Origin of the sequence: Streptomyces sp. NPDC046197 (assembly GCF_040646295.1) — a bacterium.
Taxonomy (GTDB): Bacteria; Actinomycetota; Actinomycetes; order Streptomycetales; family Streptomycetaceae; genus Streptomyces.
Genome location: NZ_JBEYZY010000061.1, coordinates 1 through 25,368, shown reverse-complemented (window position 1 = coordinate 25,368; position 25,368 = coordinate 1). Strand labels below are relative to the sequence as shown.

The following is a 25,368-nucleotide window of genomic DNA, read 5'->3' as shown; positions in this document are numbered from 1 at the left end:
CCCGCCAGATGCAACGCGACCAACGACGACGAACACGCCGTGTCCACACTCACCGCCGGGCCCTCGAACCCGAACACATACGCCAACCGACCCGAAGCCACACTGGTCGAGCGGCCGGTCAGCAGGTAGCCGTCGATGCCCTCGGTCGTGGACTCGCCTTGGCCGAGGCCGGAGGCGTAGTCGTTGTACATGACGCCGGTGAACACGCCGGTGCGGCTGCCCTGCAGGCCGTGCGGGTCGATACGGGCGTGCTCCAACGCCTCCCACGCCGTCTCCAACAGCAACCGCTGCTGCGGATCCATCGCCAACGCCTCACGCGGACTGATCCCGAAGAACTCCGCATCGAACCCCGCCGCCCCCCGCAGAAAACCACCCGCACGGGCATACGACGTCCCCGCATGCTCCGGATCCGGATGGAACAACCTCTCCAGATCCCAGCCCCGATCCGCCGGGAAACCCTCGACCACGTCCCGGCCCTCGGCCACCAGCCGCCACAGATCCTCCGGACCCCCCACACCACCCGGGAACCGGCAAGCCATCCCCACGATCGCCAACGGCTCATCCACCGCGACCACCCCACCAGCCACACCGGCGGACACATCGGCATCCCCCGTGAGCGTGCGGCACAGATGCTCGACGAGAGCGTCCGCGGTGGGGTGGTCGAAGAGGAGGCCGGCCGGCAGGCGCAGGCCCGTCGCCGTCTCCAACCGGTCGCGCATCTCCACGGCGCGCAGGGATGTGAAGCCCCGGTCCTTGAACGTCCGGTCCGCGCCTCGGCCGTCATCGGAGCGTCCGTCCGGTTCGTCGTCGTCCTCTCCGAGGACGGCGGTGACGGCTGTCTCCACGAGGTCGCGCACGGCGGCCCGCAGGGCGTCCCCGCGCAGCCCGGCGAGCGGATGCTCGTCTTCGGCCTCGGAGGTCTCCGTGACATCCCCGGTGATGTGGACCGCACGCGCCGGACGGCCCTCGGTGTCGAACCGCGGCCAGTGGGAGCGCCGCTGGAAGGCGTATGTCGGCAGGTCGCAGTCCGGGGTGCCGGGCGGGAAGACGACGGACCAGTCGATGTCATGGCCGACGGTGAACAGTGCGGCCAGGGCGCTTGCCGCGCCGAGCGCGTCGGCGCGGTCCCGCTGGAGAGTGGTGATGACGACCGGCCTGCGCTCCTCACCGTCCAGGCAGGTGCCGACGGCGGGAGCTAGGACGGGGCTCGGGGAGAGCTCGAGGTACGTGGTGACGCCCTCGGAGTGCAGGGTGCGCAGGCCGTCGGCGAAGCGGACGGTCGCGCGGACGTGGCGGACCCAGTACTCGGGGTCGGTGATCTGCTCGACGGTGGCCACGGTGCCGGTGACGTTGGAGATGACCGGGATGCGGGGCGGTGAGTAGGTGAGGCGGCGGGCCACCGTGCGGAACTCGTCGAGGATGCCGTCCATGTGCGGCGAGTGGCCGGCGACGGTGACCGCGATGCGCTTCGTCTTGCGTCCGCGGGAACGCCACCGTGCGCACAGTTCGAGGACGGCGTCCTCGTCGCCGGAGATGACCGTGGAGTCCGGTGCGTTGATCCCCGCGATGGACACGGCGGCGGAGAACTCGTCGAGCGCGGCCAGCACCTCGTCCTCCGAGGCCTGGACGGCGGCCATGGCTCCGCCGGCCGCGGACTGGATGAGCCGGGCGCGAACGGCGGCGAGTTCGCAGACGTCGGGCAGGGAGAGGACACCGGCGATGTGGGCCGCGGTCAGCTCGCCCATGGAGTGGCCGGTGAGGTGGGTGGGGCGCAGGCCCCAGCTTTCGTAGAGGCGGTAGAGAGCGACCTCCACGGCCAAGAGCGCGGGGAGGGCGAAGTCGGTGCGGTCGAGCAGCCGGGCTTCCGGGGTGTCCGGTTCGGTGAAGATCAGCGGGCGGACGGGCTGCGGGAGGTGGCGGTCGAGTTCGTCGCAGACGGCGTCGAAGGCGGCCGCGTACACCGGGTGGGCGGCGTACAGCTCGGCGCCCATGCCGGGGCGCTGGCTGCCTCCGCCGCCGAAGAGCACGGCGAGGGGGGTCGGTCCGGCGGCCGGGGCGGGGGTGGTGACCAGGTGGGGCGAGGTGGTTCCGTCGGCGAGGGCGCGGAGTCCTTCGAGGAGTTCGGCCCGGGTGGTTCCGACGGCGGCGCCCCTGCGGCGGAAGGCGGTGCGGGTGACGGCGAGGGCGTGGCCGACCTGGTCGGAGGTGGCGGAGGGGTCGGTGCCGGTGAGGTGGGCGTGCAGGCGGTCCGCCTGGGCGCGCAGGGCGGTCCCGGTGCGGGCGGACACCGGCCATACGCACGGCAGACCGTCCGTCGCCGGGGCGGAGGTCTCCTGGGCGGCAGGTGCCTCGGAGAGGACGACGTGGCAGTTCGTACCGCCGATCCCCCAGGAGTTGACGCCCGCGACCAGTTCCCGCTCGGGATGAGGCCAGGGCCCGTGCTCGGTCTGGACCTCCAGGTGGTGGGTGTCCAGCCGGGCGTCCGGGTGGGGGCGGAGGTGGTTGAGGGTGGGCGGCAGGGCGCGGTGGCGAAGACTAAGGGCGACCTTCAGGAGGCCGACGATGCCCGCGGCGGCTTCGAGGTGGCCGAGGTTGGTCTTCACGGAGCCGACCCGGAGGGGTCCGTCGTCGCGGCCCGCTTCGGCTCCGGCCGCCCGGCCGACCGCGCCGGCCTCGACGGGATCGCCGACGGGGGTGCCGGTGCCGTGGAGTTCGACGTACTGGAGGTCGGTCGGGTCGACGGCGGCGCGACGGCAGGCGGCGAGGATCACGGCGCGCTGGGCGTCCGGGTTCGGGGTGGTGAGGCCGTCGGTGGCGCCGTCGTTGTTGACGGCACTGCCGCGGATGACACAGACGACGCGGTCGCCGTCGGCGAGGGCGGCGCGCAGCGGCTTGAGGACGAGGAGGGCTCCGCCCTCTCCCCGCACGGTGCCGCTCGCCTCGGCGTCCAGGAGGCGGACGTGGCCGTCGTGCGAGAGCGCGCCGAGCCGGCCGAGGGCGGCGGCGGACTCGGGCAGCAGGTTGAGGTTGACGCCGCCGACGAGGGCGAGCGTGGACTCACCGCTGCGCAGGCTGGCGCAGGCGGCGTGCACGGCGACCAGGGAGGACGACTGGGCGCTGTCGATCGTGAGGCTGGGGCCACGCAGACCGAGCGCGTAGGAGACCCGGTTGGCGATGATGCCGCGGTGGGTGCCGGTGAGGCCGTACTGGCCGGCGGTGTCGGGGCTGTGGCCGTGCAGCAGGCGGGACCAGTCGTCCCAGATCGCGCCGACGAAGACTCCGGTGCTGGAGCCGATGAGCCGGTCCGGGGTGATGCGGGCGTCCTCCAGGGCCTCCCAGGCGAGTTCGAGGACGAGTCTCTGCTGGGGGTCCATGGTGGCCGCCTCGGCGGGGCCGATGCCGAAGAAGGCGGCGTCGAACCGGTCGACGTGGGCGAGGAAGGCTCCGTGGGCGAGGGCGGGGGCGTCGGCGGACCCGAGCATGGCCGGATCCCACCGGTGGGCGGGGGTCTCGCCGACGGCCTCGACTCCGTCGCGCAGCAGCCGCCAGAACGCGGCGGGGTCGTCGGCCCGTGGCAGCCGGCAGGACATGCCGACAACCGCGATGGATTCGTCCGGGGTGGCAACGGTCCTGGTCGTGTCGGTCATGCCTGCCTTCGTCCCTCGTCGCTCGTGTCGCGGATGTCTCGTGTCGCACTGGTGCCCGGCGCCGCCTGGGTCGCGGTCGCCGGGCAGCCGGTGGCGGGGGTCAGCCCATGAGTGGTTGCAGCGCCTGGTTCCACGCCTCCTCGCCGCCCACCGCCGCCATGGGCAGCCAGGGGTTCCAGAAGTCGCGGTAGTGCGTGATCAGGCCGTCCTCGAAGCGGACGACGGAGAGGTAGTCCTGCCGGTACTGGCCACCGGTGGCGAGCAGGGTGCAGTCACCGGGGAACTCGGCGACGACCACTCCTTCCGGGGTGACGGCGTGGAAGACGGGTTCGCCGTACTCGACCTTGAGCTGCTGCGGCATGAAGCTCATCTGGGCGCGCAGCTGGTCCGTGCCGCGCATGACCGTGGGGAATCCGGGCGGAGCGTAGACGAACTCGAGGACTCCGTCGGGGGCGAACAGCGCGATCCACTCCTCGACACGGCCCTCCTGAAGCAGCTTCAGGCTCGTGGCGAACGTCTCCTTGAGCTTGTCGGGTCCGGGGTTGGTCACGGGGTTCCTCCTGAGGGGGTGACGAGGGAACGGAAGGCGCGGTCGAGCGCCGCGTCGGGCAGCAGCCGGGTGAGCACGCGACCCGCGGCGGCGTCGCGCCCGACGGTGTACCGGGTGCGCGGCCGCCTGTCGGACAGGGCCCGCAGCACGGTCCGGGAGAAGTCCTCCGGTGTGGTCCTGCTGGTGCGCGCGCTGTGCTCGTTGCTCTCCATGAAGCGCAGGAAGGTGCCCTGGTACAGCTCCCTCAACGGCCCGGGAGTGGCCTCCAGGATGCGTGTGCCGGTGTCGGTCACCTTGTCCCAGATGGGGGTGAGGATGGCTCCGGGCTGGACGACGCTCACCTGGACGCCGCTCGGGGCGACCTCCCGTCGCAGGGCGTCGCTGAACGCCTCCTTGGCCCACATGGCGGCGGCGTAGGCGCCCAGGTAGGGGATGGCGACGTTGCCGAGCCCGGAGGTGACGTTGACGACCCGGCCGCCCGCGTCGCGCAGCATCGGGAGGAACGCCTGGGTGGTGGCGACCTGGCCGACGACGCTGGTCTCCAGCTGCTGCCGCAGGTCCTCCAGCGGCAGACACTCCAGGGGCGCCGAGACGCAGATGCCGGCGTTGTTGACCAGCCCCCACAGTCCCGTGTCGCCCACCTTGTCGCGCACGACGTCCTCGGCGGCGGCGACCGACGCCGCGTCGGTGACGTCGAGGATCAGCTGTTCCACTCCGGGGCGAGGTGGCTCGCCGACCGGTTTGCGTACGGCGGCGAAGACACGGAAGCCGGCCGCCGCCAAGTACTCGGCGCACGCCTTGCCCAGACCTGAGGAGGCCCCGGTGACGACCACGGCGCGCCCGCGCGGGCTGGGGATACGGGGGGACATGAGGGGCTCCTGTCAGGTGAGGGCGGCCAGCACGGACTCGACACTGGCGTCGGCCATGCGTGCGGCGCGGTCCCGGGGGACGGCCTGGTCCACGTGGGTGAAGTTCCAGGCCAGCCGGCCGTGGCTGGTGTTGACGGTGGCCACGAAGTACGCGTTCACCGACAGGCCGGTGACGAACTCGGCGTCGCTGACCTCCCAGGGGCCGATCCGGTCGGGGAAGTCGAACCGGCCGAGGTTCGACAGGCACAGGGCGATGGGCCCCTTGTCCTCCATGAAGCGAAGGAACCGGTCGCTCTTCGCGACGGTCTTGGGCGCGACGAACCCCATGGTCGCGACGGCGGTGAGGTGCTCGCCGCGGTTGCGGCGGCGGGCGAGGTCACGGCTGATGGCCCGGGCCATGGGCCACAGCGACTGTCCCGGTCGGTAGGCGACGACCGACGGCACGGTGGCGACGTACGTGCCGAGCTCGTCGTCCGTGACGGGCGGCTCCAGGGTCTCGCGGAAGGTGATCGGGGAGCCGATGGTGAGGTGGCCCGGCCCGGTGTCGGCGTCCTCGGCGACGGCGGTCACCATGGCCGCCGCCAACATCCCGTGGACCGTGGTGCGTTCGCGTTTGCAGGCCTGGGCCAGGACCTCGACGTCCTGCCTGTCGAGTTCGTGGTGGATGAGCCGTGTGGCGCGCTGCGCGAAGGGCACCCGGCGGCTCGGCTCCAAGCGGCTGGGCTTGAGTCGTCTGGCCACCGACTGGTCGGACAGCAACTGCGCGGCGACCTTGGCCGCCCCCTTCAGCCCCCGGTACTCCGGCGGCAGCAGTCCTTCGGGGCCGGGGAGGGCGCGTGCGGGCTCCAGCTTCGCGTCCCCACGCACTTCGCCGGTCTCGCAGCGGGCCGCGAGGTGCAGCCACTGGCGCAGCAGGCTCAGCACGGTCGTACCGTCGGCGACGCAGTGCGGCACGGTGATGATCAAGTCGTGCACTTCGCCCCGGGAGATCGCGACGGCCCGGGCCAGCGGGCCGGTGGCCCAGTCGACGGGCTCGCTGAACTCGTGCTCGTTCAGCTCGCGTTGCCAGGGCGGCTCGCCCGGATGCTCGTCGCCGTCGGGGAGGGAGACGGTGCGCAGGGGGATGGGCTGCCCGGTGAGCGGCATGAAGTGCGCCCCCCTGCCGTCGGCCTCGGCGCGGATGGCGGCCCGCAGCAGGGGGTGGCGGGCCTGGAGGGCGTCCAGGCCCTGGCCGAGTACTTCCTCGGGGAGGCGTCCGCGGACGCGTACGTGCCCGATGACGTTGAGCGGGGAGATCTGGTCGCAGATCCAGTACCAGCGCTCGAGCGGAGTCAGAGGCCGGGCGATCTCGGCTGCGGGCTTCACCGGTTCACCTCCCCGGCGACGGCGCCGTGGTAGTCGAGGAGTTCGATGTTCTGTTTGTCGAGCGCCGAGCGCGGCGCAAACGTGAAGAACAGCCGGCGTCCCACCAGCTGGGGCCAGGCTTCGGTCTGCTCCAGTTCGCTCAGGGAGCGGGCGGCGGCGACGATCTTGCGGGTGCGGGGCAGCCGGGCACCCTCGTAGGCGCGCAGGGCGCCGGGCAGGTCACTCGCGCCCTTCAGGTGGTGGGCGAGGACGACGGCGTCCTCCATGGCGATGGCCGCGCCCTGGCCGAGGCTGGTCATCATCGGGTGGGCCGCGTCTCCGAGCAGGGTGACCCTGCCCTTGCCCCAGCGCTCCAGGAAGGGCCGGTCCCGGGCCGGGAACGCGGTGATCCTGTCCTCGGGCGTGGCGCGTATGCACGCCTCGACCTCCGGCGCCCAGCCGGCGTACGTCTGCTCGATCTCGGCCCGCGTGCCCCGCCACTCCCGGGCGCGCGCGGCAGGCATGTTCTTGGTGCCCCACCAGTACACCTGGCCCTTGCCGATGTTGGCGATGCCGAAGCGGCGGCCCCGGCCCCAGTAGTGGGCGCCGTACTGCTTGGTGATGGCGGGGTGGGAGACGTACGGGGTGGCGACCCAGCAGACGTATCCGGGCTCGTACGGCGTCTCGGGGCCGACCAGGGTGCGGCGGACCGTCGAGTCGAAGCCGTCGGCACCGATCAGGACGTCGCCGCGGGCCTCGGTGCCGTCCGTGAAGTGCACGCTCACCCCGTCGTCGTCGGCCTCGAAGTGGCCGGCCCGGGCGCCGAGCGTGATCGGGACGTCCTTGACCGCTTCCAGGAGCAGGCGCTGGAGTTCCGCGCGGTGCAGGCCGAAGCTGGGGGCGCCGAGGCGGTCGCAGATGTCCTTGAACTCCAGGGTCCGGATCAGCCTGCCCCGCTTGGTGCGGAAGTGCAGCTGCTCCAGGATCTCTACGTTCTCCTCCAGCTTCAGGTCGATGCCGAGGGTCCGCAGGGCCAGCACCGCGTTCGACATCAGCGACAGTGCGCCGCCGACCGGCTTCAGTTCCCGGGCCCGTTCATAGACCTCGACGTCGACACCGACGCTGCGCAGGGTCGCGGCGGCGGTGAGGCCGCCTATGCCGGCCCCGACGACCAGGGCACGGACAGGTGGACGTGGCGTCACTTCGGTGGCCTCTCTTCGGTGAGGCGTCGGCTCACTTCCTGGACGTACGGTTCGTCGAGCAGACGCAGGTGGTCGCCCGGAACTTCGATCAGGCGGACCTGGCCGCTGGTGAGCGTGGACCAGCCGTTGAGCGGGTCCCGGTGCAGGGTGCGGGCCGCGCCGTGCATGGGTTTCAGGGCGTCGGGCAGTTCCCCGGTGGCCTTGACGAGGGTGACGTCGACCGGCAGCGGGCCGGGCTGGTAGTCGCGCAGCGCCGCCCAGTTGGCCTTGTAGACACGGAAGAGCCGACGGACCGCCGAGCGTGCCGTGGCGGGCGCGAGGATGCCGGCGGCGGCCGCGCGGGCGGCGATGAAGTCGAGGCGGTCCTCGTCGCTGTCCAGGGTGTCGGGGAGCGGTTCGACGGGAGCGTCACCGCCCCGGTCGACCCAGATCAGCTCCCAGAAGAACCACTCGAGCATGGCCCGGTCCGCGACGTCGGGCCGCTCTCCCGGGTCGGGCGCGATCGAGTCCAGCAGGACCAGCTGCTCCACCTGCCCGGTGCCCGCGGCGTGCAGCTGCCAGGCCATCTCGAAGGCGACGAACCCGCCGAAGGACCAGCCGCCCAGCCGGTAGGGGCCCTCGGGCTGGATCCGGCGGATCGCCTCCAGGTAGCCGCGGGCGATGCCGCTCATCGTCTCGACCGGCTCGGTCCCGGGTTCGGCGCCCGCGGCCTGGAGCGCGTACACCGGCTGGTCGTCGGGCAGGTGCCGGGCCAGTCTGACGTAGCAGAGGACGTTGCCGCCGAGCGGGTGGACGAGGAACAGCGGCCGACGGGTGCCCTCGGTGCGGATCGGCACCACTGAGTCGAAGCCCGCGACGGCGTCCTGCGAGCGCAGCCGTGCCGCCAGCGCGGCCACGGTCGGGGTGGTGGCGAACGCGGCGAGCGGGACACGGGCCCCGAACCGCTTCTCCACGGCGACCATCAGCCGCATCGCGGTCAGTGAGGTGCCGCCGAGCTCGAAGAAGTCGTCGTCGACACCGGGCGCGGGGATGCCGAGGAGCTCGCCGAGGATGTCGGCGACGGCCCGCTCGTGGGCGTCCCGGGGTGCGGTGCGCGCGGCCGCCGGGGCTGCTCGGAGCGGGAGGCTGCGCAGGGCACCGTCGTCGCGCTTGCCGCTGGGGGTCAGCGGCAGGGCGGGCAACCACGCGAGGCGGGAGGGCACCATGTGGTCGGGCAGCACGGCCCGCAGCCGCCTGCGCACCTCGGACAGGTCGACCGTGTCCGGGGTGCCCACCAGGAAAGCCGCCAGGTAGGACTCGCCGTTGTCGCGACGGCGGGCCACCACGGCAACCTCCTCGATCCCGGGCTCCTCCAGTGCCCTGATGGCGAGTTCGACCTCGGCGGGTTCGACGCGGAAGCCGCGCACCTTCACCTGGTCGTCGGCGCGGCCCAGCCAGACGACGTCGCCGTCGGGCAGGGTGTGGCCGAGGTCGCCGGTGCGGTAGAGCCGGGCGCCCCAAGGCGCGGCGACGAAGCGCTCAGCGGTCAGGTCCGGGCGCCCAAGGTAGCCCCGGCCGAGACAGGCTCCGCCGAGCAGGATCTCCCCGCGCACCCCGGCCGGGGCCGGCCGCAGCCGTTCGTCCAGCACGTACATCTCGGCTCCGCGGATGGCGCGGCCGATCGGCGGCAGGGCGGGGAAGTCCGCCGGGTCGCCGGTCATCACGTACGAGCTGGCGAGGTTGGTCTCCGTCGGCCCGTACTGGTTCTCCAGCACCGTGCCGGGCAGGGCGGAGCAGAACCGGCGGATCTCGTCGGTCACCCTGAGCTGCTCCCCGGACGACACCAGCACCGACAGCCGCGACGGGCGCAGGCCCAGCTCCCCGGAGGCGTCCGCGAGCTGCTGGAGCGCGACGAACGGCAGGAAGGCCCGTCGTACCCGCTGCTCCTCCAGCAGGCGCAGCAGTGCCGACTGGTCACGCCGGTCCTCCTCGGAGACCAGCACGAGGGTGCCGCCGCCGGCGAGGGTGGAGAACATCTCCTGGAAGGAGACGTCGAAGCTGAGCGGCGCGAACTGGAGCGTGCGCTCTCCGGCCGCCGCAGTGGCCGCCTCCAGCTGCCAGCGCACGTAGTTGGCCCACAACCGGTGCGGAAGCTCGACCCCCTTGGGCTCGCCGGAGGAGCCGGAGGTGAAGAGCAGCAGCGCGAGGTCGTCCAGGCCGACCCGGCGACGCACGCCGGCCGTGGGCTCGTCGTCGGCGGCCTGCGTCAGGGCCAGAGACTCCGCGAGAACCAACAGGGCCCGCTCGGAGACGAGGTGGGCGTGCCGCGAATGGGCTACGACCCGGAACGGCTGCGCCAGTTCGATCATGCGCGCCAGCCTCCCCGCCGGGTAGGACACGTCCAGCGGCAGGCAGACCGCCCCGGCGCGCAGCACGCCCAGCACCACGGCGACCGTCTCCGGGGAGCGGTCCATCGCGATGCCCACCGGCGCTCCGGCGGGAGCCCCGAGCCCGACGAGTTCCGCGGCGACGCGGTCGGCGGCTCGGTCCAGCCGCTCGTAGCTCCAGGTGACCGGGCCGAAGACGACGGCAGGTGCGTCGGGCCGGAGCCGCGTCCGCTTGTCGATGAGCGTGAGCACGTCCACCGGGTCGGGCAGCCGGGCGGGCGCGGGCAGGGGGTCCGACAGGAAGCCGAAGTCGACGGTCTCGTCGGGCTGCTCGACGATACGGCCGAGGATCCGCCGGAAGACGTCGCCGAGCCGGTCCGCCTGCCCCGGGCTGAACGACCGCCCGTCGCAGTCGAACCTGATCCGCAGCGCCTGCCCGTCGCGTGGATCCACGACCGCGTTGACCAGCAGGGCGAGGTTGGTCTCCTCATGCGTGACAAGGTCGAGCAGGGTCAGCCCGCCGCGCCCGAGGACCGCCTCCAGGGTGTGCAGCCGTACGAAGTTGAAGGCGGTCTCGGTGACGGCGCCGCCCAGGTCGGTCTGGATGGCGCTGAGCGGGTAGGCCGAGTGCGGGAAGGACTCCCTCTCCTGCTGGACCACCGCACGCACCACGTCGAGCCACGTGCCGTCGGTCGTCTCCGCCTTCTCCAGCCGGAACGGCATGGTGTTCAGGAACAGCCCGGCCATCCCGTCGGCTCCGGCCACCCCGGGGCGGCCGTGGGTGACCAGGCCGGTGGTGACGTCCGGGCTGCCGGCGAGCAGCCGCAGCGTCAGGCAGTGCGCGGTGAACAACAGCAGCCGCATCGGCACCGCGTGCCGGCGGGCGAAGCCGTCCAGCGCACGGGCGAGCTCGTGGGGCAGCTCGATGTGCCGGACGATCAACTGCGGCTTCCGGGGCGGCTCGTGTGGCACGTACGGGTCGATCCGAACGGGTTCCGCTCCGGCCAGCAGATGCTGCCAGTACGAACGGTCGGCGGCCGACTCCAGGCTGGCCCGTTCGGCACGGACACAGGCCGCGAACGAGGGGAGCGGGCGGTCGTTCACCGGTTCGACGTCGGCTCCCAGCCCATGCAGGTAATCCTGGAAGAGCTCCCGGACCAGCACGGCCACGCTCCAGCCGTCCAGGATCGCGTGGTGGAAGCTGAGCACGAGATCCAGTCGTCCTGGACGGACGTGGACCCGGAACTCGTACAGCGGCGGCTGCTCGAAGTCGTAGCGGTGGACGCGTCGTTCGGCGACGCACGCGGCGATCGCGGCATCGGCGTCGGCGTCGGTGACACGGACGATCCGCAGACCGCCGGTCGCCTCGGTCCGTACCGTCTGCAGGGGTTCCGAGCAGCCGGTGAGGTCGAAGGCCGAACGCAGGGCCGCGTGCCGTGCGACGAGGCGGTCGAAGGAGGCCCGGAAGGCGGGCTCGTCCCAGTCGACGGCTTCCAGGCCGAACGCGTAGTGGAAGACGTCGTGGTAGAGCGGGGAGTCCGCCTGTTCACGGCTGTGGTAGATCATGCCGAGCTGGAGGCGCGTCACCGGAAAGGCGTCGGCCAGGCCCGGGTCGCTGAGCCGGGCTCGGTCCGCGCCCGTGACCAGCTCGAACGGTTCGGGCAGGGCATCCGGGCGCCCCGCGGTGGCGTACGGGGCCTGGGTGGCCACGGTGGTGTGGCGGACCATGTCGGCCAGCGTCAGGGCGAGCCCGCGCCGCTCGGCCGCCGCCCGGACCCTGAGCAGCAGCAGGGAGTCACCGCCCAGCGCGAACCACTCGTCGTCGACGCCGACCCGTTCCACGCCCAGCGCCTCGGCCCACGCCCCGGCCAGGATCCGCTCGACGTCCGTCGTGGGAGCGGCGTACGAGGCCGGCTCGCCGTTCGGCACGGGTGCGGGCAGGGCCGCACGGTCCAGTTTGCCGTTGGGTGTCAGCGGGATCCGGTCGATCCGCACGAAGTGCGCCGGGATCGTGAACTCCGGCAGCACCGAGGCGAGCCGGCCGCGGATCTCCGCGTCCTCGACCGGAGCGTCGGCGACGTAGTACGCGACGAGCTGGACACCGCCGCCCGGAGAGGGGCGGTCCGTGACGGCCGCGGTCCGCACCGAGGGCAGCCGCGACAGCTGGTGTTCGATCTCCCCGAGTTCGACCCGGTTCCCGCGGACCTTGACCTGCCCGTCGATGCGCCCCAGGAACTCCAGTGTGCCGTCGGCGAGCCGGCGGGCGAGGTCGCCGGTGCGGTACATCCGTTCCCCCGGCATGAACGGGTCGTCGATGAACCGCTCGGCCGTCAGCTCGGGCCGGTCGAGGTAGCCGCGCGCCAGTCCGACGCCGGCGATGCACAGCTCGCCGACCGCGCCCACCGGCTGCGGGTCGTCGAACCGGTCGAGGACGTACAGCCTCAGGTTGTCGATCGGCCGCCCGATGGGCACGCGGTCGACGGAGCCGCTGTGGTGGCAGTCGTGGTACGACACGTCCACGGTGGCCTCGGTCGGGCCGTACAGGTTGGTCAGCCCCGGCCCGTCGGGACCGAAGATCCGGTGGAAGGCGGCCACCTGGTCCGGGGGCAGCGCCTCGCCGCTGCAGAAGATCCGGCGGACGGACGCCGCCTGGGCCAGCAGCTCCGGCTCCGCGTCGAGCAGTTCGAGGAAGGCTCCGAACATGGAGGGCACGAAGTGCAGCACGGTGACCGATTCGGCCGCGATGGTGCGCAGCACTTCCCTCGGGTCCTTCTCCGCGCCCGGCGGCAGCAGCGCGGCACGGGCGCCCGCTGTGCCCCACCAGAACAGCTCCCACACGGACACGTCGAACGCGATCGGCGTCTTGTGCAGGATCACGTCGTCCGCGCCGACGGGGTAGCGGCGCTGCATCCAGGTGAGCCGGTTCACGACGGCCCGGTGCTCGACCATGACGCCCTTGGGGCGGCCGGTGGAGCCCGAGGTGTAGATGACGTAGGCCAGGTCACGGGGGCCGGCGAGGGCGGGCAGCGGCCGCACCGGCCCCGGGGCGGTGGGCTCCTCGTCCACGCGTCGTACGGCCACCCCTGCCGGCAGCTCCAGCTGCGGTGTCCCGGGGCCCGTCAGCACCGTGCGGACCCCGCTGTCCTGGAGGACGTAGGCGATCCGTTCGGCCGGATGGCCGACCTCGACGGGCACGTAGGCGGCGCCCGCCTTCAGCACGGCCAGGACGGCGACCACGGTGTGCTGCGACCGTTCCAGGAGCACGGCGACGCGGTCGCCCGGGGCCACTCCGTCGGCGCGCAGCGCCGCCGCGAGCCGCTCGGCGCGGGCGTCCAGTCCGGCGTAGTCGAGGCGAGTGCCGGTGGCGGCCTCGACCAGAGCCGTGCGGTCCGGGGTGCGTACGACCTGGGCGGCGAACAGGGCGTGCAGCGTCCGGGTGTCTGGGAAGGCACGGTCCGTGGCGTTGGCCTCGTGGACGACCGCGGCCCGCTCGGCGTCGTCCAGCATCGGGACGGCGGCGACGGCGCGGCCGGGGTCCTCCAGCGCGGCGAGCAGCAGGGTGCGCACATGACGGGCGAGCGCCTCGATGGGGAAGTCCGCGTCGAACACGTCGGTGGCGTAGTCGAGGTCCACCGCGACCTCGCCGGTGCCGCCCTGCTCGTTGACGACGACGGCGAGGGCGTCCTGGTCGTGGACCCGGGTGGCCCCCGACGACTCGACCCGCAGACCGGGCAGCGGCCTGCCCTGCGGCCACTGCACGTACGACAGCGTCACGTCGAACACCTGCCGGGCGTGGCCGGGCCGGTCCCCGAGCAGGTCGCCGAAGGCGAGCCGCTCATGCCTCTGGAGCTCACGCGCGTCGCGCTGCACGGCGGAGACCAGGTCCCGCCAGGGCGTGTCCGCGTCCACATGGACGACGAGCGGCAGGGTGTTGGCGAACTGCCCCACCGTCCGTCGTTCGTCCTTCCCCCGGCGGTTGAACAGCGGTGTGCCGAGGATCACCGTGTCGGTGCCGTGCATCCGTGACAGGTAGACGGAGAAGGCGGCCGCGATGAAGGCGAACGGCGTCTCGCCGCGCTCCCTGACCCGCTCGGTCAGCTCGCCCGGCAGCGCGAAGGAGTACCGGCCGCTGCGCCGGGCGCCGGCCGGGACGCGGCGTGGGAACAGGGCGGGCTCGACCGTCTCCAGCGTGCGCCTGAAGTACTCCCGGTCCTCGGCGTGCTGAGGCGAGGACCGGTAGCGCCGCTCGTCCGCGACGTGGTCGGCGAAGCCGGGCGGCGCGGCCGGCCGGAGGCCCGCGTACCGCTGTCGTACCTGGTCGAAGAAGAGGTGCATCCCCCAGGCGTCGGCGATCAGGTGGTGCACCGCCAGGAAGACCCGGACGACCGTGGCTCCCTCCCTGATCAGCGACAGCCGGCACGGCGGCCCGTCGTTCAGGTCGAAGGGCCGTACGGACTCGGCGGCGATCCACTCCTCACAGCTCGCCCCGGGATCCGCGTCCTCGGAGAAGTCCAGTACCTCGACCTCGGGCGGTTCCCCGTCGGTCCGTTGGTACGGAGTGCCGTCCCGCTCGATGAACCGCAGACGAAAGGCGTCGTTCGCCCGCACGGTATCCCGCACCGCGGTCGACAGCAGCTCGTGGTCGACCTCCCCGAGGAATCGCTGACTCAGGTGGATCGTGAACTGTGGGTTTTCGGGAAACAGCTCGTGTGCCACCCATATATCACGCTGATAAGCTGTCAAAGGAATGGATGCTGTCCGGATTGCCCTCAGCTCCTGGAGTCGGCGGCCGTTCGGCGGTGATGAACTCTGCCTGGCACGTCCGGCACCATCCAGAAATTCCGCAGCCTGGTAGCCCCAGTACCAGTCACCGCAATTCCACATACTGCGTGCTGGGTTGGGTGCTTCCACTCGCGGCACGGAATCCGTGGATTTTTTTTCCGAGCAGACGTAGCGGAATACACACGCGCTCGGGAAGAATCTGCGAGCGGACCGGCCGACCGTTCCCTCCTCATGGGAACGCCCTGCCGACAGGAGCTTCCATGAACGAGTTACTGGCAGCAGTCACTCAGGCTGCCGATCCGGACGACTTCGCCGCACTGCCCGTTCCCGAGTCGTGCCGTGCCCTCACCCTGCGCAAGGACGAGACCGAGCTCTTCGCGGGTCTCGACAGCCGCGACAAGGACCCGCGCAAGTCCCTGCACCTGGCAGAGGTGCCGGTGCCCGAGCCGGGGCCGGGTGAGGTGCTGGTGGCCGTGATGGCCAGCTCCGTCAACTACAACACCGTGTGGAGCGCCATCTTCGAGCCGGTGCCCACGTTCGCCTTCCTCGAGCGTTACGGCCGGACGTCGCCGCTCGCGCGCCGTCACGACCTGCCCTACCACGTCATCGGGTCCGACCTGGGGGGATACGTGCTGCGCACGGGACCGGGCGTGCGCGCCTGGCGGCCCGGCGACAAGGTCGTCGCGCACTGTCTGTCCGTGGAACTGGAGTCCGCCGACGGCCACGACGACACCATGCTGGACCCGGAACAGCGGATCTGGGGCTACGAGACGAACTTCGGCGGACTGGCCGAGGTCGCCCTTGTCAAGGCGAACCAACTGATGCCCAAAGCGGGGCACTTGACGTGGGAGGAGGCCGCCGCGTCGGGGCTGGTCAACTCCACCGCCTACCGCCAGTTGGTCAGCCGCAACGGCGCCGACCTGAAGCAGGGCGACAACGTACTGGTCTGGGGGGCGGCCGGGGGCCTGGGTTCGTACGCGACCCAGCTCGTCCTGGCCGGCGGCGCCCAACCGATCTGCGTGGTGTCCGACCGGGCCAAGGCGGACATGTGCCGGGCGATGGGCGCGGACGCGGTGATTGACCGCGGCGCCGAGGACTACCGGTTTTGGAACACGGACGGCACGCAGAACCCGCGCGAGTGGCGGCGGTTCGGCAGCCGCATCCGCGAACTCACCGGCGGCGACGACCCCGACATCGTGCTGGAGCACCCCGGCAGGGACACCTTCGGAGCCTCCGTCTACGTGACCCGACGAGGTGGCACCGTGGTGACCTGCGCGTCCACCACCGGTTACACGCACGAGTACGACAACCGCTACCTGTGGATGTCGCTGAAGCGGATCATCGGTTCCCACTTCGCCAATTACCGCGAGGCGTGGGAGGCGAACCGGCTGATCTGCAAGGCACGGATCCACCCGACGCTGTCCCGGGTCTATCCGCTGGCCGACGGCGGCCAGGCCGCGTACGACGTCCACCGCAACCGGCACCAGGGAAAGGTCGGCGTCCTCTGCCTGGCCCCCCAGGAGGGTCTGGGGGTGAGCGAACCGGAGCTTCGAGCACAACACATTTCGGCCATTACGCGATTTCGGAACGCCGGAGAGTCCGCCGCCTGACCGTGCTCTGCTGTCAGCGAAGCACCCGGGGAACCGAAGGACAGGCCCTGACTGCCGTGTTAGCGTCGAGATGTTATCCGCAGTCAATCAAAACGCCGGTTCCTTCGGCGTGTTGGGACGGCGGGTACGAAGACGTGAGAAAGCTCCGGGCGGCTGCCACAAGCGTCGCCTCCATGATCTTGGAGGTCCAGTGACCTTAGCGCGCAACTATTCGTCGGACTCGCGGTTGCCGCGAAGCGAGGGCGGAATGAGCGGGATGGGAATGGGTGACCAGGTATTCCATCGACTGCTGAGCGACCGTATCGTCTTCCTCGGCAAGGAAGTCGACGACGACATCGCGAACAAGCTCACGGCACAGTTGCTGATGCTCGCCGCGGAATCCGAAGACGACATCTACCTCTACATCAACTCCCCCGGCGGTTCGGTGACCGCGGGAATGGCCGTGTACGACACCATGCACTACATCAAGAACGACGTGGTGACGATCGCCATGGGCTTCTGCGCGTCCATGGGCCAGTTCCTGCTGACCGCCGGCGCCAAGGGCAAGCGGTACGCCCTCCCCAACACCAAGATCCTCATGCACCAGCCGTCGGCCGGCCTCGGCGGCTCGGCCACCGACATCAAGATCTACGCCGAACATCTGCTGCGCACCAAGCGCGAGATGGCCGAGCTGATCGCCCAGCACTCCGGGCAGGACGTCGACACGATCACCAGGGACTCGGACCGGGACAAGTGGTTCACGGCCCAGGAGGCGGCGGAGTACGGGCTCATCGACTCGGTGATGAAATCGGCCTCGGGCGTCCCGGGGGCCGGCGGCACGCTCGTTTCCTGAACGGACGACGGCCCGGCGAGGTCCGCCCTCCCGAACATCGGGCACCGAGCCGGGCCGGCTGCCTCCAGCCACCGCAGTCGCACCCGACCCCGAGGGAAACCGAGACCATGGCCCTGCACGATCGTCCGTTCCTGGCATCCGGCGGTACGCCGCCACAAGCCCGTTACGTCATGCCGCGGTTCGTCGAACGCACGGCACAGGGAACGCGCGAGTACGACCCGTACTCCAAGCTCTACGAGGAACGCATCGTGTTCCTCGGAGTGGAGATCGACGACACATCCGCCAATGACGTCATGGCGCAGCTCCTCTGTCTGGAGTCGATGGACCCGGACCGGGACATTGCCTTCTACATCAACTCGCCGGGCGGCTCCCTCACCGCCATGACGGCCATCTACGACACGATGCAGTTCGTCAAGCCCGACATCCAGACGGTCTGCATCGGTCAGGCCGCCTCGGCCGCGGCCGTCCTGCTGGCCGCCGGCACCCCGGGCAAACGCACGGCGCTGCCCGGGGCACGCGTGCTGCTGCACCAGCCGCACAGCGGGGGGCAGCGCGGCCAGATCTCCGATCTGGAGATCCAGGCCCACGAGATCCAGCGCGTGCGCACGCTGGTGGAGACCATCCTGGCCCGTCACTCCGGCCGGCCGGTGGAGCAGGTAGCGCAGGACATCGAGCGCGACAAGATCCTTACGGCCGAGCAGGCGGCTGAGTACGGCCTGGTCGACCGCGTACTGACCAACCGCAAGAACGTACTGAGTGATCGGAACAACGGAACGTCATGACAGACCGCAAGGATCGGATCCCCGCCGATCACTTCTTCTCCGCTGACCTGCGGGTGGGGCGGATCCTGGACGTCCAGGACTTCCCCGAGGCCCGCAAGCCGGCCTACCGGATCCAGGTCGACTTCGGGGATGCGGGAGTGCTGTGGACCAGTGCGCAGATCACGAACTACTCGCCTGAGGAACTGAAGGACCGGCCGGTCGTGGGTGTGGTCAACCTGCCGGACAAGCGGATCGCCGGACGCACCAGTGAGTTCCTGCTGCTCGGGTCCTACGCGGCGGACGGCCTCGTCCATCTGCTGTGCCCCGCGCCGGAGTCGGCGCCCGGAGACGTCGTCGGCTGACCGGAGCCGGCCGGCGCCGGGCAAGGGCACGACCCCGATCTCGTACCGCAAGGAAGTGCAAGGACTGGAGGCGTCGGCATGACCAGGGAAGCCCCACAGGTGGCGGGAAGCAGACTGCTCGGCACACTCGTGGACCTACGCGACGACACCTTGGGCACCTATCTGCGCGCCCAGCAGGACTACGGGGACGTCGTGCGCTTCCCGGTCGGGCCTCCAGGACTGCGCACCCACCTGTACGCGGTGTTCTCCCCGGACGGAGTGCAACAGATCCTGGGCACCCAGGCGGCCGGGTTCCGCAAGGAGAACTCCGTCTACGGCGAGATCCGGGCATCCATCGGCAACGGGCTGCTGACGAGCCAGGACGACGAGTACGTCTTCCAGCGCCGGCTGGTCCAGCCGCTGTTCACCCGCCGCCGCGTCGACGGTTACGCATCCGCCATCCACACCGAGGTGGCGGCCACGGCCGACCGCTGGGCCGCCCGGGCCGACGCGACCGTGGACGTCGGCGCGGAGATGGCCGAGTTCGCGCTGAGGGCCATCTCCCGCATCCTGTTCGGGGCCGACCTGGACGAGACCGTGGAGGTGGTCCGCCGCTGCTTCCCGGTCCTGGGCGAACACGTCCTGCAGCGGGGAGCCAACCCCTTGCGCTCGCCCAGGAGCTGGCCGACCCCCGCCAATCGCCGCGCCGCCTCGGCCCAGCAGGAGCTGTACGCCGTCTGCGACCGCATCATCGCCGAACGGCTCGCCTCCCGCACGGCCCCCGGAAGCGACGGCGACGACATGATGACCATGCTGATCAAAGCCCGGGACGAGGACGGCTCGGCCCTCGACACCCAGGCGGTGCGGGACCAGGTGCTCGTCTTCCTGCTCGCCGGCCACGAGACCACCGCGACGGCCCTCGCGTTCGCCCTGCACCTGCTGGCCCTTCACCCCGAGGCTCAGGAGAAGGCCCGTGCCGAGGTCGACGACGTCCTCGGCGGCCTGGCTCCGGGCGCCGACGACCTCGACCGGATGCCGTACATCACGATGGTGCTGAAGGAGGCGATGCGGCTCTACCCGTCGGTGGCCATCATGGGCCGCAAGGCGACTGCCGACACCGAGATCGGCGGCTTCCGCATACCCGCGGGCGCCGACGTCTACGTCAGCCCCTATGTGACACACCGGCATCCCGACCACTGGAAGGACCCGGCGGCCTTCGACCCCGAGCGCTTCACTCCTGACGCGGAGGCGGAACGCCCCCGCTACGCCTTCTTCCCATTCGGCGGGGGACCCCGGGCGTGCATCGGTCAGCATTTCGCGATGCTGGAGGCCACCCTCGCCCTGGCGACCCTCCTCCAGCGCTTCGCCCTGACAGCGATCGACACCGAGATCCCCCTGGAACTCGGGATGACGATGCGTGCTGCCGGCCCTGTTCGCGTGCGCCTCACCCCACGCTGAGGCAGAAGCGCGGACGCCACCCACTCGCGTCGTGTCCCGTGCGAGGAACCGTCGCTGAAAGCCACCGTCCGACAGAGCGCCTGACGAGGGGGAGCAGGGATGAAGACCTCGCTGAACTGGGACGGCGAAGCCGTCGTCGCGGTGGACCAGCGTGCACTGCCCGGAGAGTACCGGCTGCTGCGGCTGGCCTCGGTGGACGAACTCATCAGTGCCATCCGGTCCTTGGCGATTCGCGGAGCGCCGGCCATCGGCCTGGCTGGCGCCCTGGGAGTGGCCCTGTCCGCACGTCTGCACGCGGCCGCGGAGGACGGTCTCGCAGAGGCGGTGACAGCCGACGCGGACCGTATCGCACGGGCCCGTCCGACCGCGGTGAACCTCGAGTGGGGAGTCCGTCGCGCACTCGGCCGACTGGACGACGGCCCGGAAGCCGTACTGGCCGAGGCGCTCTCGATGATCGAGGAGGACACCGCGACCAACCGTGCCGCAGCCCGGCGCGCGGCCGATCTCGTGCTGTCACTCACGGACAGGCGCCCGCTGCGCCTCCTCACGCACTGCAACACGGGACGGCTGGCCACCGCCGCGGGCGGAACAGCGCTGGGAGCCATCCTCGAACTGGCCGAACGCGGTTGCGTGGAGGAAGTGCTCGTCGACGAGACCCGGCCGCTCCTCCAGGGCAGCCGTCTGACCGCCTGGGAGCTGGGCGAGGCAGCCGTGCCTCACCGGATATGCGTCGACTCCGCCGCGGCGGCCGCCATGGCCCAGGGAATGGTGGACTGTGTCCTGGTGGGAGCCGACCGGATAACCGCCAACGGCGACGTGGCGAACAAGATCGGCACCTACGGGCTCGCCGTGGCGGCGGCCCACCACCGCATTCCCTTCCTCGTCGTGGCTCCCGAATCCACCTGGGACCGGTCCCTGCCCGAGGGGTCGGCCATCCTTATCGAGGAACGCGATCCGACCGAGGTCACCCACTGTGCGGGGACAGCCGTGGCACCTGCCGGCGCGGGCGTCTACAACCCGGCGTTCGACGTCACTCCCACGAGCCTCATCACAGCGACCGTCTCCGAGGAGAGGGCGGTGCTCCGCCCCGGCACGGCGCTCTCCGGGACATCAGCCGACCTGACCGCAGCGACCCCGCTGTCGGCCCGTATCGAACGGCTGCTCCTCGCCTTCCCCGACCATCCCGAGCCCGGGATCGTCTTCCGCGACCTCGCGGGGGTGTACGCGCAGCCTGGTCTGCTGGCCGAACTCGCCGACCACGTGACACGTCACTTCGACGGAGGTTTCGACCGGGTCCTCGCCGTGGAAGCGCGCGGGTTCCTCCTCGGCGCGGCGCTCTCCGTCCGCGAGAACGTTCCGCTCACCCTCGCCCGCAAGCCGGGCAAGCTGCCGGGCCCGGTGCACGGGGCCGAGTACGAACTGGAGTACGGCACCGACCGGTTGGAGATCCAGAAGGGGGTGATCGCCTCCGGTGAGCGCGTGCTGTGCGTGGATGACCTGCTCGCCACCGGTGGAACCCTTTCGGCTGCGGCGGCCCTGGTGGAGGCCAGCGGTGCCCAGGTCGCAGGGCTGGCGGTGGTGGTTTCGTTGGCCGGGCTCGGAGGAAGTGAGCGACTCTCGCGACACCCGCTGCTGATCCTGCACGAAGTGAAGGAAACGGACGACGAGGGGGAGCAAGCATGACCGGACAGCCTCTCGAACAGGCTGAGATCGTTGTCATCGGCGGCAGCGGATTCTACGAACTGCTCACCGACGCGCGCACCGTGCAGGTAAGCACACCGTACGGTGAACCGTCGCATCCCCCCGCGGTAGGGGACTTGGAGGGACGCCGGGTGGCTTTCCTGCCCCGGCACGGTGCGGAGCACCGCTTCCCACCACACAAAATCAACTACCGTGCGAATCTGTGGGCTCTGCGCTCCCTGGGCGTACGTCAGGTCCTTGCCCGTGTGCGGTCGGATCGCTTCGCCCGGAACTGGGTCCGGGCAAGGTCGTGGTCCCCGACCAGATGGTTGACCGCACGAGCGGACGGATCCAGACGTACTACGACACAGGCGCCGTACACGTTTCGTTCGCGGATCCCTACTGCCAAGCGGGAAGGACCGCCGTCCTCAAGTCCGCCTCGTCCATCGGTACCGACGCCCACGACGGCGGAACCATGGTGGTGGTGGAAGGCCCGCGTTTTTCCTCGCGCGCCGAATCGAAGTGGTACGCGGCGGCCGGATGGACCCTCGTCAACATGACCGGCCACCCGGAAGCGGTCCTGGCACGAGAACTCGCGCTGTGCTATACGGCCGTGGCACTGGTGACCGACCATGACGCGGGCATTCGGCGTAGCGAGAGCGTCGACCAGGAGACCGTCTTCGCGGTGTTCCAGGCCAATCTGGAGCGGCTGCGGGCTGTCATCCTTGGGGCAGCGAAGCTGTTGCCCGAACACCGGATGTGCACATGCGTCACCGCCCTTGATGGGCTTCGCCTGCCTTTCGAACTGCCCTGATGCGTTCGTGAACGGCACTCCGTAGATCCGCGCATCACTCACGGGATCCATGAAGCATCCTGCAGAACCTCCGTCCACTCGTCTGTTACACGTCTCCTTGGGCCTGAAATGACACAACTGATCACCTGGCCGGACTCCGGCCCACAGACCGTCCTCCGCCGCACGTCCAAGCCGATCGAGATCGCCGCCGCCCTCGCCCCACTCCAGGTACGTTACGAGCGGTGGCCCGTGCGTCATGAGGTGCCGACGGATAGCGACAGCGACACAGTCATCGCCGCGTATCACAGCGAGATCGAGAGGCTGAACGAAGAAGAGGGGTTCGTCACTGTCGACGTCGTCTCCCTGCACCCCAGCACTGCCCCCGACTGGCCGGCCCGCGCCCGGGCGGCTCGCGAGAGGTTCCTCAACGAACACACTCACGACGACGATGACGAAGTGCGCTTCTTCGTCGCCGGAGCCGGGATCTTCTACCTGCACATAGCCGACGAGGTCCATGCCATGTACTGCGAGAAGGGTGACCTGTTGGGGGTGCCGAAGGGAACGCCCCACTGGTTCGACATGGGTACTCAGCCCTCCTTCACCGCGATCCGGTTCTTCCATGAGGAAGACGGCTGGATCGGCAACTTCACCGGCTCCGATATCTCATCCCGGTTCCCCGATTTCGACGTGTTCCGTACCAGCTTCACCGAGGAGCGGGCAGGGTGACCGTCGCCTTCACAGCGGACGCCGTGGTGCTCGACATCGAGGGCACCACCAGTGCCACCGAATTCGTGACAGAAGTGTTGTACCCGTACTCGCGCCGACAGTTCAGCACACTTCTGAACGAACGGAGCTACGAGGCTGATGTCCGCCGAGCGATTGACCAAGCACGCCGTCTGCTCGGGGAACCGGAGGCAGACGCGGCGCGAATCGAAAGGGCTCTGAACACCTGGCTGGACGAGGACCGCAAAGTCACACCGCTGAAAACGTTCCAAGGCATCGCATGGGCCGAGGGTTTCGCGAGTGGCGACCTGGTCTCGCACTTTTACGACGACGTGCCGCCCGCCCTGCGCCTCTGGCACGCCGCGGGCGTAGGACTCCATGTGTACTCGTCGGGCTCGGTGGCGGCTCAGCGTGCCTGGTTCACCCACAGCACCAGTGGCGACCTGTTGCCTCTCATCGATGGACTGTTCGACACCGAGAACATCGGCCCCAAGCAGTCCCCCGAGTCGTACCAAGCTATCAGCGTAGTCCTCACCATTCGCGCTGGCCGGATCTTATTCCTGTCCGACCGGCCGGCCGAACTCGACGCTGCCCGCGCGGCCGGTTGGCTCACCGCGGGGGTGCGCCGTCCCGGCGAGCCGTACCACCGGCACGGCACCAAGGGTCACCCCGAGGTCGGGTCTTTCGCCGATATCCAAGTCGGCCCGGCCAATGCCAACGATGCGAGGAACCCGCGGTGACCAAACGCGCGATCAACCTCGATTCTGGCCTGGCAGAGGCTGGAGCCGTGCTGGCCAACGAGGCAGCCCGCTTCGCCTCCCTCGGCTGGATGCGGGGCACTTCCGGCAACCTTTCGATGGTGACGAGCCGTGACCCGCTGCGTCTCACGGTCACGGCCAGTGGCATGGACAAGGGAGAACTGACAGAAACCGACGTTGTTCTGGTCGACGCCACCGGCAACGCCGTCAGCGGCGGCAGACCATCGGCCGAGGCGGCGCTGCACGCCCGAGTCGCCCGTCTGACCGGCGCGGGCGCCGTTGTACACGTCCATACCATCGCTTCGGTTGCCGTCGCAGAGCGCTGCCCCGAAGGAATCATCTTCCGCAACCTCGAAATGCTTAAGGGCATCGGCCTGCCGACACACGCTGAGGAAGTGATGCTCCCGGTCATCGCGAACAGCCAGGACATGACCGTCCTCGGCAACCGTCTGGAGGCCGCCCATAATCCGCGCATGCCAGCTGTGGTCGTGGCCGGACATGGCCTGTACGTGTGGGGTGCGGACCCTCGACAAGCGCGGCACCACACCGAAGTCGTGGAATGGATGCTGGAGCTCGAACTGGCCAAACGTTGAGACGGCGGCGTGCCGCTGCCACCAAGCGCCTCGCTCAACTCCGTGAGTGATGGAGGCTCCGAATCGATCCCGGCGGTTCGCCTCTCGGCGCGCACCTGATCGACCCCGTCGAAGTCAGCCGCGTTGGACAGCAGCAGCCGGTCGGGGCCAGTGTCTCGATGTGGCTGTCGATCGAGGCAGCGTCGCTCAACAGTGCATACGGAAGGGGATCAGCATCTCTCCAGATAGCGGTGTACGGCCGTTCCGACCTCGGTCGACGGGCAACCGGCCTGGCCGGTGCCCCTTAGGGGTGGTGCTGCTGAGGTGCCGTCGGCCTTTGCCTCACGCAAGCCCAGGTCCGGACGTCGGCCCGGAACGGACGTCTCCCGCCCTTTCCGTCCGCCATCGTTTCGGACGGGAACGGGGACGAGGCCGAAGACGTAGTCGTTAAGGTCGTCGGGGTGGATGCCCATCTGGTCCGCAATCTGCGCGGGTGCATGCCCTTGGTTCGCAGGGCGTCGAAGATCTTGGCCAGGAACTGGCTGCTCTCTCTGGCCTAGTACTGCAACGGTGCTTGCCGTGACTGGTGGCCAGCTGGGTCGTTGGTCTGGTTATGGGTGGGGACCTTGCTGATGTCAGGTTGTGGGCGGGTGAGCTCGAAGCGGTGCATGAGCGGTTCGTGCACCGGTTCAGCCGGGAGGAGCCGCGTCAGTCGGCGCTGGCCTATATGCGCGGGCTGGTCGCGCCGCTGGAGCGGAAGAACGGCTGGACGCTGGCGGAGGAGGCCGGTCATGGCGGTCCCGATCGCATGCACCGGCTGCTGAACCGGATCGAGTGGGACGCCGACGAGGTCCTGGACGACGTACGTGACTACGTCGTGGAACACCTCGGTGACCGGGATGCAGTGCTCATCCTTGATGACACCGGCTTCCTGAAGAAGGGTGTCCGTTCGGCCGGGGTCCAGCGGCAGTACTCCGGCACCGCGGGGGCTTGTTTCTGAATAACTGTCAGGGTTGATCTTCCGGATGGTCCTCGTCAGGCAAGCGAACTCGAAGCTGTTCGAGGGTCCGGGCGGGCGAC

15 protein-coding genes and 2 pseudogenes are annotated in these 25,368 nt (G+C 70.3%); 11 read left to right on the top strand and 6 right to left on the bottom strand.

Translation table 11 applies throughout. The features are described 5' to 3' along the window. The 6 genes from AB0A61_RS39230 to AB0A61_RS39205 all read right to left on the bottom strand — a co-directional run. Nucleotides 1–3,647, bottom strand: a 3,647-nt coding sequence (locus AB0A61_RS39230) for a beta-ketoacyl synthase N-terminal-like domain-containing protein (protein WP_361303891.1), incomplete at its 3' end; no start/stop codon positions are given. A 100-nt stretch (nucleotides 3,648–3,747) separates the two neighbouring features. After that, nucleotides 3,748–4,197 carry a nuclear transport factor 2 family protein gene (locus AB0A61_RS39225; RefSeq protein ID WP_361303888.1) on the bottom strand — a complete coding sequence of 150 codons (450 nt, stop codon included), beginning with the start codon at nucleotides 4,195–4,197 and terminating at the stop codon, nucleotides 3,748–3,750. Then, entirely contained in the window at nucleotides 4,194–5,066 is an 873-nt protein-coding gene (locus AB0A61_RS39220) for an SDR family oxidoreductase (protein WP_361303885.1), read from the bottom strand. The genes AB0A61_RS39225 and AB0A61_RS39220 overlap by 4 nt, the downstream gene beginning before the upstream one ends. A 12-nt stretch (nucleotides 5,067–5,078) precedes the next feature. Beyond that, a complete protein-coding gene (locus AB0A61_RS39215; RefSeq protein WP_361303883.1) occupies nucleotides 5,079–6,431 on the bottom strand; it encodes a short-chain dehydrogenase in 1,353 nt (450 codons plus the stop codon). Then, nucleotides 6,428–7,612 carry an FAD-dependent monooxygenase gene (locus tag AB0A61_RS39210; RefSeq protein WP_361303881.1) on the bottom strand — a complete coding sequence of 395 codons (1,185 nt, stop codon included), beginning with the start codon at nucleotides 7,610–7,612 and terminating at the stop codon, nucleotides 6,428–6,430. The genes AB0A61_RS39215 and AB0A61_RS39210 overlap by 4 nt, the downstream gene beginning before the upstream one ends. Then, nucleotides 7,609–14,721, bottom strand: coding sequence for an amino acid adenylation domain-containing protein (locus tag AB0A61_RS39205; RefSeq protein WP_361303879.1), 7,113 nt, complete (start codon nucleotides 14,719–14,721; stop codon nucleotides 7,609–7,611). The genes AB0A61_RS39210 and AB0A61_RS39205 overlap by 4 nt, the downstream gene beginning before the upstream one ends. A 299-nt stretch (nucleotides 14,722–15,020) precedes the next feature. On the opposite strand from AB0A61_RS39205, the gene ccrA reads away from it, so the two are divergent. From ccrA to AB0A61_RS39150, 11 genes and pseudogenes are all read left to right on the top strand, one after another. Then, nucleotides 15,021–16,370, top strand: a complete 1,350-nt coding sequence (gene ccrA / locus AB0A61_RS39200; protein ID WP_361303876.1) for a crotonyl-CoA carboxylase/reductase — start codon at nucleotides 15,021–15,023, stop codon at nucleotides 16,368–16,370. Nucleotides 16,371–16,617: 247 nt separating this feature from the next. After that, nucleotides 16,618–17,202, top strand: coding sequence for an ATP-dependent Clp protease proteolytic subunit (locus AB0A61_RS39195; protein ID WP_361303873.1), 585 nt, complete (start codon nucleotides 16,618–16,620; stop codon nucleotides 17,200–17,202). A 107-nt stretch (nucleotides 17,203–17,309) separates the two neighbouring features. Next, the gene (locus AB0A61_RS39190; RefSeq protein ID WP_361303870.1) at nucleotides 17,310–17,984 is read left to right on the top strand and encodes an ATP-dependent Clp protease proteolytic subunit; all 675 of its coding nucleotides are present in this window, start codon (nucleotides 17,310–17,312) and stop codon (nucleotides 17,982–17,984) included. Beyond that, the gene (locus AB0A61_RS39185; RefSeq protein WP_361303867.1) at nucleotides 17,981–18,325 is read left to right on the top strand and encodes a tRNA-binding protein; all 345 of its coding nucleotides are present in this window, start codon (nucleotides 17,981–17,983) and stop codon (nucleotides 18,323–18,325) included. The genes AB0A61_RS39190 and AB0A61_RS39185 overlap by 4 nt, the downstream gene beginning before the upstream one ends. 78 nt (nucleotides 18,326–18,403) lie before the next feature. Continuing rightward, nucleotides 18,404–19,762: a cytochrome P450 gene (locus tag AB0A61_RS39180; RefSeq protein WP_361303864.1), complete on the top strand. Its 1,359-nt coding sequence runs from the start codon at nucleotides 18,404–18,406 to the stop codon at nucleotides 19,760–19,762. A 99-nt stretch (nucleotides 19,763–19,861) separates the two neighbouring features. Then, complete coding sequence (gene mtnA / locus AB0A61_RS39175; protein WP_361303861.1) at nucleotides 19,862–21,445, top strand: S-methyl-5-thioribose-1-phosphate isomerase; 1,584 nt, start codon at nucleotides 19,862–19,864, stop codon at nucleotides 21,443–21,445. Beyond that, nucleotides 21,442–22,256, top strand: a pseudogene (locus tag AB0A61_RS39170) (S-methyl-5'-thioadenosine phosphorylase). Before mtnA ends, AB0A61_RS39170 begins: the two are co-directional and overlap by 4 nt. Nucleotides 22,257–22,364: 108 nt before the next feature. Continuing rightward, entirely contained in the window at nucleotides 22,365–22,961 is a 597-nt protein-coding gene (locus tag AB0A61_RS39165) for a cupin (protein ID WP_361303858.1), read from the top strand. Continuing rightward, entirely contained in the window at nucleotides 22,958–23,698 is a 741-nt protein-coding gene (mtnC, locus tag AB0A61_RS39160; protein ID WP_361303855.1) for an acireductone synthase, read from the top strand. The genes AB0A61_RS39165 and mtnC overlap by 4 nt, the downstream gene beginning before the upstream one ends. Continuing rightward, nucleotides 23,695–24,309 (top strand): methylthioribulose 1-phosphate dehydratase, encoded by a 615-nt coding sequence (mtnB, locus tag AB0A61_RS39155; protein ID WP_361303852.1) that lies wholly within the window; start codon nucleotides 23,695–23,697, stop codon nucleotides 24,307–24,309. Before mtnC ends, mtnB begins: the two co-directional genes overlap by 4 nt. A gap of 592 nt (nucleotides 24,310–24,901) precedes the next feature. Continuing rightward, nucleotides 24,902–25,276: pseudogene (locus AB0A61_RS39150) on the top strand (transposase); the annotation flags it as partial. Nucleotides 25,277–25,368: the final 92 nt, after the last annotated feature.

What these genes read in the sequence shown, in the direction of transcription:
- AB0A61_RS39220 (WP_361303885.1), bottom strand. Translation starts at nt 5,066, where the DNA reads ATGTCCCCCCGTATCCCCAGCCCGCGCGGGCGCGCCGTGGTCGTCACC.
- ccrA (WP_361303876.1), top strand. Translation starts at nt 15,021, where the DNA reads ATGAACGAGTTACTGGCAGCAGTCACTCAGGCTGCCGATCCGGACGAC.
- AB0A61_RS39195 (WP_361303873.1), top strand. Translation starts at nt 16,618, where the DNA reads ATGAGCGGGATGGGAATGGGTGACCAGGTATTCCATCGACTGCTGAGC.
- AB0A61_RS39190 (WP_361303870.1), top strand. Translation starts at nt 17,310, where the DNA reads ATGGCCCTGCACGATCGTCCGTTCCTGGCATCCGGCGGTACGCCGCCA.
- AB0A61_RS39185 (WP_361303867.1), top strand. Translation starts at nt 17,981, where the DNA reads ATGACAGACCGCAAGGATCGGATCCCCGCCGATCACTTCTTCTCCGCT.
- AB0A61_RS39180 (WP_361303864.1), top strand. Translation starts at nt 18,404, where the DNA reads ATGACCAGGGAAGCCCCACAGGTGGCGGGAAGCAGACTGCTCGGCACA.
- mtnA (WP_361303861.1), top strand. Translation starts at nt 19,862, where the DNA reads ATGAAGACCTCGCTGAACTGGGACGGCGAAGCCGTCGTCGCGGTGGAC.
- AB0A61_RS39165 (WP_361303858.1), top strand. Translation starts at nt 22,365, where the DNA reads ATGACACAACTGATCACCTGGCCGGACTCCGGCCCACAGACCGTCCTC.